Annotated in this window: 11 protein-coding genes; 2 read left to right on the forward strand and 9 right to left on the reverse strand. The window is 70.8% G+C overall.

The features are described from left to right. Positions 1-8: 8 nt before the first annotated feature. Positions 9-692: a snapalysin gene (gene snpA / locus BEK98_RS44610; protein WP_094222562.1), complete on the reverse strand. Its 684-nt coding sequence runs from the start codon at positions 690-692 to the stop codon at positions 9-11. Between the two features lie 186 nt (positions 693-878). Here snpA and BEK98_RS44615 point away from each other — a divergent pair, with 186 nt between their 5' ends. Continuing rightward, positions 879-1,847 carry a LysR family transcriptional regulator gene (locus BEK98_RS44615; protein ID WP_094222563.1) on the forward strand — a complete coding sequence of 323 codons (969 nt, stop codon included), beginning with the start codon at positions 879-881 and terminating at the stop codon, positions 1,845-1,847. Positions 1,848-1,973: 126 nt separating this feature from the next. After that, the gene (locus BEK98_RS44620) at positions 1,974-2,816 is read left to right on the forward strand and encodes an alpha/beta fold hydrolase (RefSeq protein ID WP_094222575.1); all 843 of its coding nucleotides are present in this window, start codon (positions 1,974-1,976) and stop codon (positions 2,814-2,816) included. Positions 2,817-2,860: 44 nt separating this feature from the next. Here the strand turns inward: BEK98_RS44620 and BEK98_RS44625 are convergent, their stop codons facing one another. The 8 genes from BEK98_RS44625 to BEK98_RS44660 all read right to left on the reverse strand — a co-directional run bounded on the left by BEK98_RS44625 (position 2,861) and on the right by BEK98_RS44660 (position 13,231). Continuing rightward, positions 2,861-5,449, reverse strand: coding sequence for a M48 family metalloprotease (locus BEK98_RS44625; protein WP_094222564.1), 2,589 nt, complete (start codon positions 5,447-5,449; stop codon positions 2,861-2,863). Further along, entirely contained in the window at positions 5,446-5,949 is a 504-nt protein-coding gene (locus BEK98_RS44630) for a hypothetical protein (RefSeq protein WP_094222565.1), read from the reverse strand. Before BEK98_RS44630 ends, BEK98_RS44625 begins: the two co-directional genes overlap by 4 nt. Before the next feature lie 360 nt (positions 5,950-6,309). Further along, positions 6,310-7,869, reverse strand: a complete 1,560-nt coding sequence (locus tag BEK98_RS44635) for a hypothetical protein (RefSeq protein ID WP_094222566.1) — start codon at positions 7,867-7,869, stop codon at positions 6,310-6,312. A 155-nt stretch (positions 7,870-8,024) separates the two neighbouring features. Beyond that, complete coding sequence (locus tag BEK98_RS44640) at positions 8,025-9,164, reverse strand: sugar phosphate isomerase/epimerase family protein (RefSeq protein ID WP_094222567.1); 1,140 nt, start codon at positions 9,162-9,164, stop codon at positions 8,025-8,027. Further along, on the reverse strand, positions 9,161-10,579 hold the full coding sequence (locus tag BEK98_RS44645) for an alkaline phosphatase family protein (RefSeq protein WP_094222568.1): 1,419 nt from the start codon (positions 10,577-10,579) through the stop codon (positions 9,161-9,163). The genes BEK98_RS44640 and BEK98_RS44645 overlap by 4 nt, the downstream gene beginning before the upstream one ends. Next, positions 10,576-11,739, reverse strand: coding sequence for a metabolite traffic protein EboE (gene eboE / locus BEK98_RS44650; RefSeq protein WP_094222569.1), 1,164 nt, complete (start codon positions 11,737-11,739; stop codon positions 10,576-10,578). Before eboE ends, BEK98_RS44645 begins: the two co-directional genes overlap by 4 nt. A 5-nt stretch (positions 11,740-11,744) precedes the next feature. Next, positions 11,745-12,593 (reverse strand): TatD family hydrolase, encoded by an 849-nt coding sequence (locus BEK98_RS44655; RefSeq protein WP_094222570.1) that lies wholly within the window; start codon positions 12,591-12,593, stop codon positions 11,745-11,747. Next, a complete protein-coding gene (locus BEK98_RS44660; RefSeq protein ID WP_094222571.1) occupies positions 12,593-13,231 on the reverse strand; it encodes an EboA domain-containing protein in 639 nt (212 codons plus the stop codon). The genes BEK98_RS44655 and BEK98_RS44660 overlap by 1 nt, the downstream gene beginning before the upstream one ends. Positions 13,232-13,291 lie beyond the last annotated feature (60 nt).

Below are 13,291 nucleotides of genomic sequence, written 5' to 3' on the forward strand. Positions count from 1 at the left end.
GTTCCGGGTCAGTGCACCTTGTTCAGCTTGTCGAGGGCCTTGGTGAGGCCGTTGGCCCACAGCTGGTTGACGCGGGCGCGCTCGGCCGCGTTCGGGTAGCGGTTGGTGCAGGACGTACCCGGGCCGCCGCCCGACATCAGTTCGCTGCACGGGCCGCTGTAGTGGTCCGGCAGCCCCAGCACGTGACCGGTCTCGTGCGCGGCGACGCGGATGGAGTCGTACTGCCGGTTCTGCGCGTAGTCGAGGAAGATGTAGCCGTTGCCGTGGCCGTCCGTGGAGGCGTAGGACCCCTCGGGGTCGTTGCCCTCGTAGTAGGCGAAGTCGGCGCCGCCCGAGGTCGCCTGCAGCTTGACGTTCGAGACGGAGCTGTTCCATATCGACGCGGCGCTCGCTATCTGCGAACGGAAGCTCGGCGCCTGGGAGGCGTCGTAGTAGACGGTCACCGACCGCAGGTCCGGGTGCGCCGCCTGCTTCCTGGCGACCGAGGCGAGCACGGCCTCGAAGAACGCCTTGTTGTTCGCCGTCTCGCCGGCCGGGCCCGTGTAGCGGGCGTGCGGCGCGGCGGTGGAGCCGGCAGCCTGGGCGCTCGCCGGGATCGCGGTGCCCAGCGCCGCGAACGCCAGGCCCAGGCCGAGCGCCAGGACTCTCCCGGAGGCTTTCGCGGAAGGGGAGGACGTACGGGTCGACGTCATGTGGGGGGGCTCCTACTCGTTCGTGTGGGGTGGTGAACGGTGGGTTGCCCATGAGTCTGAGTCAGCCCGGCGGTCGGCGGATGATGGCAACCGGGGATAGCGTGCGGCTATCACGTCCAACTCCGGCCGTTCCGTTGGCCTTTGAACATCTGGCGCCTCATCAGGCACAGCCCTTACGCTCCGGGCATGGAGCTCGAGGTGAGGCACCTGCGCGTTCTGTGCGCCATCGCCGACGCCGGCAGTCTGCACCAGGCCGCTCGCGAACTGGGCATGGCCCAGCCCTCGTTGAGCACCCAGTTGCGCCGCATCGAGCAGACGCTCGGCGGCCGGCTCTTCACCCGTGACCGTACGGGCAGCCGTCCCACACCGCTGGGACACATCGTGGTCAGTCGGGCCCGGCCGCTCGTCGCCGAACTCGCCGCGCTCGTGGCCGAGACCAGGGCCGCGGCCGCCCGAGCCACGGGCGGTCCCCGGCTGCGCATCGGCGCCACGGCCAGCCGGGCCCTGCCGGGCTGGCTCCGCCGGCTGCGCGCCCGTGTCCCGCCGGTCGAGCCGAGCCTCCAGATGGACGTGTCCGCGAACTCCCTGCTGCGCATGGTCGCCGAGGGCAGGCTCGACCTGGCGTTCGTGCACGAGGTCGAGGGCAGCCCGCTGCGCATCCCGGCCGGGCTGCGCCTGCGGGTCCTGGTGGAACGCGAACCGCAGTTCGTCACCCTGGCCGCCGACCACCCCGCGGCGGCGCGGCCCGAGATACCGCTGACCGACCTCGCCCACGAACGCTGGATGATCGACTCCACGGTCGACGGCGAATGGGACGGCCTGTGCCGGGTCCTGCGCAAGGCCGGGCTCGAACCCGACCTGCTGCACGGCGACTACCTCACCGCCTACTCCCTGGCCGCCACCGGCGAGGTCGTCACGGTCAGCCAGCCGACCGCACGCCCCCGACCCGACCTCGCCATCCGGCCACTGCAGGGCGACCCGATAGGGGTACGGCTGCTGCTCGCGGCCCGGACAGCGGCGGAACTCGACAACGGCGTCAGCGAGTTGGAGGAGGCCTACTGGGAGGCGGCCCAGCAGGCGCCGGCGTATCAGGAGTGGCTGGAGCGCGGGAGACCCGGACGTCCGGCCCGGCCGCTCCGCTCGGTACGGACCTGAGGGTGTCGGACTTACGGACTCTCGCCCACTCGGCCGAGCGATGAGTTCCGGGAGTCCGCAGGGTCAGTTACGCGGCCAAGTACTCGGCACCCGCCCGGAAGGACCCGCGCAGTGACGCACATCCACGTGACCGAATCCGATCTGGAGCTGCCCGACGGGCGCAGACTGCACGTCTACGACACCGGTGCCGGCGGATCCGGTGCTCTCCCCGTCTTCTGGCATCACGGCACACCCAACGTGGGCCTGCCGCCCAGGCCCCTCTTCCCCGCCTCCGCCCGGCTCGGGGTCCGCTGGGTGTCGTACGACCGCCCCGGGTACGGCGGTTCGACCCCGCTCGACGGCCGCGGCATCGCATCGGCCGCCGCCGACGTCGCCCGCATCGCCGATGCGCTCGGCATCGACCGGTTCGCCGTCATGGGTCACTCCGGGGGCGCCTCGCACGCCCTGGCGTGTGCCGCCGTACTGCCGGAGCGGGTGCTCGGCGTGGTCGAGGTCTCGGGTCTGGCCCCGTTCGACGCCGAGGGGCTGGACTGGTTCGCGGGCATGGCCGCGTCCTGCCGGGCATCACTGACCGCGGCCGCGGCGGGCCGCGAGGCCAAAGAGCGGTACGAGGCGGAGGCGCTGTACGACCCCGAGATGTTCACCCCGGCCGACCACGCGGCCCTGGCCGGTGACTGGTCCTGGTTCGAGGAAGTTGTCGAGCCGGCCGTGGCCGCCGGTCCAGGCGGACTCGTCGACGACGACCTCGCCTACGTGCACGCGTGGGGCTGCGACCCCGGGTCAGTCACAGCGCCGGTCCTCGTCCTGCACGGGGGTCAGGACAGGATCGTGCCCAGCACCCACGGCGAGTGGCTGGCGAATCGCTGCCCACGCTCGGAACTCCGGCTTCGACCGGACGACGGCCACCTCTCCGTCCTGACTGACGCGACCGCGGCTCTGGAGTGGCTGGTTCGGCACGCGGAGCGGTGACCCCCGGCGACCGTGATCCCCTTACGAACAGCGCCGACCGGACGTCAAGGAGCTCTGCCGTCCCTACCAGCCGTATCCTGACCGACCCCCATCTTGTTCAGCACCTGCTTGTGGCCGTCCAGTTCGAGGGTCATGTATGGGCTCACGCATGTCATTGTCAGTCCCTCGGGCTGGGACCCGGTGGTGACATGCACTGGCTTGCCCATCGGTTTGTGCGGGGCGAAGTACAAGGTGTGGATCTCGTCGGTCCAGGTCACGTCGACCAGCACGAGCTTGCCGTCCTCGATGCGCCAGGTGCCTTCTGAAGCGCCGTCGTACACCATGCGCCAGACACGCGAACGCCACTTGACCAAGAATTCCGCGGCATGGTTGTCCCTCCGGAACCGGCCGTCGGCCCGGAAGGACCAGGTGATGCTTTCTCCGCCGACAGCTGGGGCCTTCTCACCCATGATGGTGACCGTTTGTGCGTCTTCCAGTACGTGCCAACGGCCCGTTACACACCGAGCCGTCTGTTCATCGGCGGAGAGCGGGGACGCGTCATCGTTGGGCCGTGAGGGCGGGACCGGCACGAGGCGATGTGCCGCAAGAAAGCTCGCGACGATCGCTGCGGCGCCTGCGGTACTGGTTCCTGCGACCAGGCGCCATCGACTCCGCAGCCGGACAGGCGGCCGCGGAGGGGCTTCATCCGGGCGGTGGAGAAGGCGGCCCAGCAGTCCGGTCACAGCGAGACTCGACAACGGCGCGATGAGCAACGGTGCTGCGACCAGGCTGGTGAAAGCGCTCGCGGGCAGGCGCAAGGACACTTCGGCGGCCGCAAAGACGATCAGCCCGTGGACAACCGCCGCGCCCGTGCCATACAGCGCTGGTCCGGAATGCCCCGCCCGTACCGCCAGGACGCTCGCAGCAACTGCTACTCCGATGCCGACGACCACCATCGGGAGTTGCCACAGGGTGAGCATGGAGAACTCGAACTGTGCCGCCGACTCGGTCCCTTCGTCGGCCCTGAGGGCGACCCTGCCCAAAAGCCGAGCCAGGAACGGCATCGCGATCAGGAACATCGCCGCTCCGACGACGATGACCACGACGGTGCGGCGCCAAAGGACCACGTCCCGCAGGGGGGTCAAGGCCAGCGGTACACAGATGCACACCATGCCGGCGACAAAGACCGGGGAGGGGCTCAACGACTCGATCATCAAAGCGTCGTAGGCGGCGACGCCGAACAGCTCGAACTGGTCGAGCAGGCCCGGCGGGGACGACACCTGATGCCCGAACAGTCGCAGCACCTCGTCGAAGAAGCGAGGGCTGCTGGTGAGCACGTCATACGACCACAGGAAGAACGCCCACACCGCGGCGGTGGGCAGCACCACTGTGATCAGGCCACCAAGAAGGTGCGGCACGCTGCGGAATTCAGGGCCGCTGGTGGGGAGGACGGGATCCTGGGGACCCGCGCAGTTCTGCCACACCGGTGCGGTAGCCACGATCCATCGGCACAACAGCGCCTGCAGCCCGGCCAGGAGCGCGACAAAGCCGATCTCCGCGGCCCAGAGCCGATCCCCCAGCAAAGTCGACAGGGAAATGGGGCGTTCCACCGACAGCTCGGACCCGATCAGGACACCCCCGCCGATGGTCAGGCCCTCGAGCCAGAATCTTGCCTGGATACGGTCGCCGTGCGCAGCGAGTCGCCACATCGCGGGGCCGATGACCGACGCAATGACAAGGCCGACAACGAGACCGCCGGCGACCGCTCCCACCAGGCGGACCAGGCGGCCGGGCGATAACAGGTCGATGGCGTCGACGACCGGTAGGACCGCAATCCCGGCCGCCACACCGGTCGCGGCTCCCAGCCAGGGATTGAGCCTGTCCAGCACCGTAGGATCGGCCGCGGCCTCCTTGCGCTTGGTCGCGCTCGGGTGGAGCCACGGGAACTTCTTGGACGAGCCGGAATCCCAGGCGGATTCGGGCAGCATCGCTCCGACATCGGCGTGCAGCTCACGTGTCCGCATGACGGAGCAGAACATGAGGTAGACCAGGGCACCCAGGGCAAGGAGCCGCCACAGGTCTTCGCGCACGAATTGCCCGACGTTCTCGGCTCCCACCACGATGGTGTACGGAACCAGCACCACCGGGACGAACGCCCAGGCCATGCCGATGGCCAGGCGGCTGGTGTCGACATCACGCAGCCGGATGTGCCTGAGCTCATGGCGCACCACGCCGTCGAACAGCGACGGGTCCCTGAGGCGTTGCGAGTTGATCCACACGCAGTAGTTCGGGTAGCGGCCGAAGGCCTGCGCGTAGGTCGCGGAAGGACTCGACAAGAACATGACGCGTGGGCATCGTCGGAGGCCGGAGGCAGTGGCGAGTGCCTGCACCTGTGCAACGGCCCGGCGATAATGATCGAGGGTCAAGTCGGGGTCGACGAGTCTGCGGCGGATCCAGGCTGGTTGCACGAGGTAGATCGGGATGGTCGACGCCAGCAGCAGGACCATCCCTACTGGTCCGGTCAGGGCAGGCGGTATGTCGGTATTCACCAGAATCAGGCGATAGGCAAAGGACGAGCTGCCCAGAGCAGCGGCGGCCATCACCACGAAGCGGCCAGTTGTCGCGGTCGGAACCGAGATGGAGGTGCGCGTCACGCCTCGCCCTCGTTCTTCTGCTGCTCGAGGAGCAGCTTGACCAGGGCGAGGGTGAGTTGGTCCTTCTTGTGCGGCTCGAGCTCCCACTCGTCTGCCAGTGTTCTCGACAGGCTCTCGACGCCTTCCAAGAGCTCCGCGGTCAGGACGGGTAACTCGGCGGGTACACGGGTGTGACGCCGAAGGGTGATCCACGCCCAGATTCGGGCGCCCAGGGACTCGCTGGTCTTGCCCAGCAAGAAGTCCAGAACCTGGTCGACCAGGGCCATCGCGTAGGGCGCCAGGGCCACGACCGCGGCGACGGCCTCGCCTCCGGGGTCGAAGCCGTTGACGGAACCGGTCCGCATGTCGGTGACCTCGGCGGGCCTGGTCTTGAAGTGCGCTCGCCGCCGCGTGTACTGGGCGAATATCACGTGGTAGTTGATCTGGTCGGCGGTCTCATCGGGAACCACCCGGGTGACCAGGCTGTGGCTGAGGACCCGGTGCAGTTCTTCACGATCCATAGCACTCCATTCAGACAGGCCTTGCTTTCTGACACAGCTCGAAATCGCGCATCGGGCCCAGGAACCGGTGCCTCCGCGACGTCTCACCTTGTTCACGGCGATGGTTGTGAGAGCGGTGGTACTCGATCGCCCGCCCGGACCACCCGTGCAGGCCGAAGTCCGCTGCCGCCCCACGAGCGCACATATTGCCGGATAACCTGGCTACTACCGGCTAGTACTACCAAAAGCCGCAACGAACGCCGGGCCCGGCTGGGTGCTCCGAGAGATCGGCGCGGGGCGACCCGCGTGCACATCAAGGTGCCGGCCGGGCGACGGCGGTGACGACAAGCGGCGGGGCGGGCCTCGGCCCGCCCCGCACCGTCAGTAGCTGGAGCCCAACGTCGACGTCGTGTAGGCGCATTCCGTGTAGATGTACCCGGACCGGAGCTTGGCCGTGTCCGAGGCCGGCGTGGCGGTGCTGTCGCCGTGCGGCTTGTGCACGAAGTACGTGGTGCCGACGGGGAGACTGAGCGTCCGCTGCGGGTAGTTCTTGCCGCCGTTGCAGGGCTTGAAGCCGATCCTCAGCGTGTCGGCGAGGGAGTACGACTTGCAGCTGCCGCATCCCTTGAGCGTGAAGCTGCCGGTGACCGGGCCGGTGTAGAGGACGGTGACGTCGTCGGGGCTGTCGTTCTTGACCGTGACGCTGATGCTGCCGCCGGAGGCGGTGGTGGGCAGTTTCTTCCCGGCGGCCGGCAGGGTCTGGGCCACCTCGGCTCCGATGGCGATCTTCTTGGCCCGGTCCCGGTTGCCGCCGTTCTTGTTGTCGGAGACGTACTGCTCCATGGTCTTCTGGGCCTCGTCGTAGTCGCCGTCCTTGTACTGGTCGACCCCGCAGGCGTACTCCCCGGCGTTGCCGCTCCGGTCCGCGCGGTCGGCGGACTTGGTGAGACCGTCGGCGGCGTTCCCCGACGACCCGGACAGGGAGGTGATCCGGGTGTTCAGGTCACGCAACTGCTCGACGGCGGCGCAGGGTTCGCCGCCGTTCACGGCCTGCTCCGCCTTCTTCACCTGCGCGTCGACGGCGGGTGCGACCTTGGACGCCGACGGGGACTGCGGGAAGGTGTCCAGCAGATCGCCGAAGCGCGTGACCCAGTCGGCCTGGCCCGTTGTCAGGCCCGCCCGTCCGCACTCGTACAAGGAGGTGGCGAGTCGGTCGTCGGGCCACTCGCTCAGCGAGCCGAGTTCCTTCCTCGGCATCGTGCGGGGCACCGTACGCAGGTACTTCAGCGGCTCGATCGCGTCGCAGTACTGCTGGTGGCCGTAGGCCGCGCCGACCGTGGTGTAGTAGGTCCGCAGGCGGTCGGGGACCTGGTCGGCCGCGCGGGAGCCGGAGTGGTTGACCGCGAGGTCGCGGTAGACGTCCAGGGCCTCCCCGTAGTCGGACCGAGCGGTGGAGAAACTCTGCCGCCCTGCCGCCGTCACCTGCTGGTCGGCCTTCGCGAGGCGATCCAGCAGCGCTTGCTGTACGGCTTCCTCGTGGGCGTCGTCGTACCACACCGCGCCTCCTGCCGGTGCGGCGAGCAGCAGCACGCCGAGCAGCAGGGCGAGGGGTGCTCTGCCGGGCCAGGTGAGCCGGTTGCGCAGGCCGACGATCGCACCGTGCACGGCCGCGAGCAGGATGAAGGCGCCGTAGAGAGCGAGCGCGGCCCCCGGGACGCCGTCGGCGTCGGCGGGCAGGGCCACGAGCAGCAGGACGACGGTTGCCGCCAGGCAGGCGGCCGTCAGGACCCATCTTCGGACCAGCGCGTATCCGAGGCCGAGTCCGCTCAGGTTGAGCACAGCGACGGCGGCCGCCCGCCAGCCGTCCGGTGGCGCGGGCGGCGGAGTCGAGGGCATCGGTGGTACGGCGAACGACTGGTGCGGACCATACGGATCGGACATGGTGGGCTCCCCCCGTCAACTGCCCCCGAAAAACTGCGGATCGGCAGTGTAAGGCCCGGTACAGGGGCCCGACAGGTGGTGTCCGGCCAGTGGTCGGCCGGCCGGGGCGGAGGGCCCGGTGGCCCCCTGGGAAGGCCCTCCGCCCGCGCCTGCCGCTAGCCGCGCAGGGCGGCCATGTTGCGGTAGCCGATCGCCGCGTGTTCCAGGGACTGCGCCGGGTTGGTGGCACTCGGGGCGTTGTCCTGCTCGACCATCGGGTTGTGGTAGTTGCGGTGGCCCACCCGGGAGAAGAACGTGCGGTAGTCGATGACGCCGGTGCCGAACGGGACCATGTCGTAGCCCATCCCGTTGGTGGTGTTGACGACGCCGTCCTTCGCGTGGAACAGCGGGTAGCGCTTGTCGTGACAGGTGACCAGGGCGGCCGGGTCGAAGATGTTCGTCTGCGTGGAGCCGTCGTGGGCGGTGTAGGAGCGGAACTTGTACTGGGCGACGTGGGCCCAGAAGACGTCCATCTCCAGCCAGATCAGCTGGGGATCGGTGATGGACAGGAAGTACTCCAGCTTGCGGATGCCGGAGCTGCGGGTCGGGCGGCCCTGGGCGTCCAGCGGGCCGCCGTCGAGGAGGAAACCGTAGGCCGCGTCGTGGTTGTGGGTGTACAGCTTGAGACCGGCGCGGCGGGCGATGGCCCCGAGGGCGTGCCACTTGTCGGCGGCCATGTCCCAGTCGGCCTGGTAGGCGCTGCTGGTGGGGTCGGCGCCGGTGCCCATGTGGGCCAGGCCTAGGATGTTCGCGATCTCCAGGTGCTTCTTGAAGGTGTCCAGGTCGGCGTTGGTGAAGGGCCAGGAGCTGGGGATGAAGCCGTGGTTGCCCTGGGCGCGCAGCCCGTTGTCGTCCAGCCAGCGGCGCAGCAGCTTGGCTCCCTCGACCGACTCCAGGCTGCCGCCGCCGGGTGCGTTCGGGTGCTGGCCGTAGCCCGCGAACTCGACCTGGCGGTAGCCGAAGCGGCCGAGCTGCTCGAAGACGGCGCGGAAGCCGGAGGGCAGGGAGGTGGTGAGCGGGTCGCGGCCGATGGCGTCGCGGACCGTGTAGAGGATGATGCCGCGCTTGTCCTCGGGGACGAGTGCGTGCCCTCTGCCGGTGCCGCCGGACTGCGGTACGGCCTGCACGGGGCTCGCGCCGAGGACGGGCGCGGCGATGGCGCCGGCCGCGACAGCGGTGCAGGTGCTCAGGAAGCTGCGGCGGCCGAGGCCGAGGCTGCGGCGCAGCTGGTCGTCGCTGTGATGCGTGGTGTTCACGGGTGCCTTCCTTCGGACGGGTTGTCGGTGCCGAGACCGGCGAGGTGGAGCAGGAGTGACTTCACGTCGGTGGCCGCGATGCGGTCGCCGACGGCGCGGGGGGTGGAGCACAGGAGGAGCGGACCGTCGTCGTCGCTCGTGGGCAGGCGGCCGTGGCTGCCTCGGACGGGTGCGGGGTCCAGGGGTACGACCGCCATGCGGTAGCGCAGCCCGAGCTTCTTGCGGGCGAGTGCGGTGGCCGCCTTGACCTTCACGTAGGGGTCGAGCGGGTCCATGAACAGCTCGACCGGGTCGTAGCCGGGTTTGCGGTGGATCTCGACGAGGCGGGCGAAGTCGGGCGCGCGGTCGTCGTCCAGCCAGTAGTAGTACGTGAACCAGGCGTCCGGTTCCGCGATCGCGACCAGTTCGCCGGAGCGCGGATGATCCAGGTGGTGCGCCTTCTTGCCCTCGTCGTCCAGGAGTTGCTCGATGCCGGGCAGTGCGTCGAGCGCGGCGCGGGTGGCGGCCAGGTCCTCGGGCCGGCGGACGTAGACGTGGGCGACCTGGTGGTCGGCGACCGCGAAGGCGCGCGATGCCATCGGGTCGAGGTACTCCATGCCGTCCTGGGTGTGCACCTCCAGCAGGCCGACGCGGCGCAGGGCGCGGTTGATGTCGACGGGACGGCTCACCCGGGTGATGCCGTACTCGGACAGCGCGACGACCGTACGGCCCTCCGCGCGCGCGTCGTCGAGGAGCGGGGCCAGGGCCGCGTCCAGGTCGGCAGCCGCCTTGTGGGAGCGGGGGTCGTCGGGGCCGTGGCGCTGCAGGTCGTAGTCGAGGTGCGGAAGGTAGCAGAGGGTCAGGTCGGGCTGCCGGGTGCGGAGGATGTGCCGGGTGGCGTCGATGATCCACCGGCTGGAGACCAGGTCGGCGCCGGGCCCCCAGAAGCGGAAGAGCGGGAACGTGCCGAACTTCTCGGTGAGTTCGTCGTGGAGCGCGGGCGGTCGGGTATAGCAGTCGGGTTCCTTGCGGCCGTCGGCGTAGTAGACGGGGCGCGGGGTGACGGTGATGTCGGTGTCGGCGCCCATGGCGTACCACCAGCAGATGTTGGCGACCGTGTAGCCGGGGTGGGCGCGGCGGGCCGCGTCCCACAGCTTGTCCCCGGCGACCAGGCCGTTGTGCTGGCGCCACAGCAGGACGTCGCCGAGTTCGCGGAAGTACCAGCCGTTGCCGACGATGCCGTGCTCGGCGGGGTGGGTGCCGGTGAGGAAGGTGGACTGGGCGGCGCAGGTCACGGCGGGCAGGACGGTGCCGAGGTGGGCCCGGGAGCCGGCTGCGGCGAGGGCCTTGAGGTGGGGCATGTGGTCCAGCAGCCGGGGGGTGAGGCCGACCACGTCGAGGACGAGGAGCGGGGTGGGTCGCTCGGGCCCGGTCATGGCAGCTCCTTCAGGCCGAGGTCGGTCAACAGGTCGCGGGCGAGGGCGAGTTCGGCGGCGATGCCGTCGGCCAGCCGGGCCCGGCCACGGGGGCGCAGTGCGGGCGGGAGCGCCTGCCAGGTGTAGGTCTCGACCTCCAGGTGCCGGGTGAGGGGGTGCGGGCCGCCGACGAGCTGCGTCAGGGCTGTCCGGAGGACCGGGAGGGTGGAGGTGAGCGGTGCGGCGGGGGCGGCGTGCAGCGGGACGTGGAAGTGGGCCCGCCAGGGTGCGGCGCGGGACAGGGTGTCGAGGGCCTCGTCGAGGTCGTCGGTGCCGCGCGGGCCGGCCGGGGTGAGCGTGCGGGTCTGGTGGAGGAACCGGGGTTCGGCGTAGGCGCCGAGCGCGGCGCGGACCTCCGGTCGGCCCGGGTGCTCGGCGTGCAGGGCGGCCGACAGCTGGGACTTGACGACCGGGATTCCGGCGCCGGCGAGCGCGTCCAGCGCGGCCTGCGGCTCCTCGAAGGAGGTCGCGAGGTGGCAGGTGTCGACGCAGACGCCGATGCGGGGGTGTCCGACGGCGGTGAGCGGGGCGAGGGCGTCGCCGGTGGTCTCCACGGTGCAGCCGGGCTCCGGCTCCAGGCCGACCCGGATCGAGCGGCCGGTCAGTTCCGCCAGCGTGTTGAGGCGCTCGGCGAGGGTCAGCAGGGCTGTGCGGCCCGCCTGGGCGCGGTCGGCGGTCCAGGTGGTGCGCCAGCCGAGCGGCAGGGTGGAGATACTGCCCTCGGTGACGTCGTCCGGCAGCAGTGCGGCGAGGATCCGCGCCAGGGCGGTGGTGTACTCCAGGCGCTCCGGATCGGCCCAGTCCGGCTTGTACACACGGTACTTGACCTCGTCGGCGCCGAATCCCTCGTACGGGAAGCCGTTGAGGGTGACGACCTCCAGGCCGCGCAGGCCGAGTTCGCGGCGCAGTGCGCGCAGTGCCGACGGGTCGGTGTCCAGGGTGCGGGCGGCGGCGTGGGCGAGCCACAGGCCGATGCCGAGGCGGTCGCGGCCGAGACGGCGGCGGACGGGTTCGCAGTGGTCGCTCAGCTGGGCGAGGACGCCGTCGAGGGTCTCGGCGGGGTGGACGTTGGTGCAGTAGGCGAGGTGGACGGTGGTGCCGTCGGGGTGGCGCAGCCGCATGGCGCTCACTCCCCGCCGCGCAGCAGGGAGTTGCCCTCGTGCGTCGCCTCCGGCGGGCTGACCGCCAGGTCCAGGCGGCCGCTGAGGCCGTAGAAGGCGACGGGGTTGCGCCACAGCACGCGGTCGACGTCGTCCTCGGTGAAGCCCTCGGCCAGCATCAGGTCGGCCACCCGGCGGGTCTTGAGCGGATCGCTCCTTCCCCAGTCGGCGGCGGAGTTCACCAGCACCTGCTCGGGCCCGTACGCGCGCAGGATCTCCACCATCCGGCGCTCGTCCATCTTGGTGTCGGGGTAGACCGAGAAGCCGAGCCAGCAGCCGCTGTCCTTGGCCTCTTTGACGGTCGTCTCGTTGAGGTGGTCGACCAGGACCCGTTCCGGGGGCAGGGCGGACTCGCGGACGGCGTCGAGGGTGCGGCGCAGGCCCGCGAGCTTGTCGCGGTGCGGGGTGTGCACGAGGGCGGGCAGGCCGTGGTCGGCGGCGAGCTGGAGCTGTACGGCGAGTGCCCGGTCCTCGGCGGGGGTCATGGCGTCGTAGCCGATCTCGCCCACGGCCACGACCTGGTCCTTGAGGAGGTAGCGGGGCAGTTCGTCGAGGACGGGGAGGCAGCGGGGGTCGTTCGCCTCCTTGGGGTTGAGGGCGAGCGTGCAGTGGTGGGCGATGCCGTACTGGGCGGCGCGGAAGGGCTCCCAGCCGAGCAGGGAGTCGAAGTAGTCGAGGAAGGAGGCGGGCGAGGTGCGGGGCTGGCCGAGCCAGAACGCCGGCTCCACCACGGCCCGGATCCCCGCGGCGCGCATGGCCTCGTAGTCGTCGGTGGTGCGGGAGGTCATGTGGATGTGCGGGTCGAACAGGCGCATCAGGACTCCTCGCGGATCTGAGCGGTGGCCAGGGCCAGGACGTGGTGGAGGCCGCTGGGTACGGGCCGTCCGGCGGCGGTGCGCTCGGCCGCGAAGTCGGCGAGCATGCGGGCGAGTTCGGCATCGGCGCGGGCGCGCTCGGCGAGGCCCGCCACCGCATCGACGGGGACGCCGGTGAACAGGCACTTCAGTACGGCATGCCGCCAGGCGTGGGGGTCGAGGTGGCGGGCGGCGTAGGGGCCGAGGGCGGCGGTGATCAGCCGGGTGTCGTTGGTGCGCAGGGCGTCCTCGACCAGTCCCACGGCGTCGGGGCCGGGCACGAGGTGAGGCAGGGCGTGCAGGACGGCGCGCCGTTCGGCGGCGGTGCCCTGCCGGTAGACGCGGGTCAGGGCGGCCGTGTCGGCGCGGGCCGCGTGCAGGATCAGCACACGGACGGCGTCGGCGTGCCGGCTGCCGCAGCGGCGGGCAGCCTCCGCCAAGCGCAGCTCCCACACGGAGATCGGCCCGTGCGCGCCGGGGTGGGCGGCGGCCTCGGCCACGGCCTGGTGGAACCAGGCGCGGGCAGCCGGGTCGAGGTGGGTGTCCAGGTGGTCGCGGAGGGCGTCCGGGCCGGTGTGCGCGGCGGGGTGCTGGGTCATGGGGTGCTCTCTTCTGGCACGGCGGCGGGGATGCCGGTGGCCGCCGCGCGGCGGAGGAAC

This window comes from Streptomyces diastatochromogenes (genome assembly GCF_002242805.1).
Taxonomy (GTDB): Bacteria; Actinomycetota; Actinomycetes; order Streptomycetales; family Streptomycetaceae; genus Streptomyces; species Streptomyces diastatochromogenes.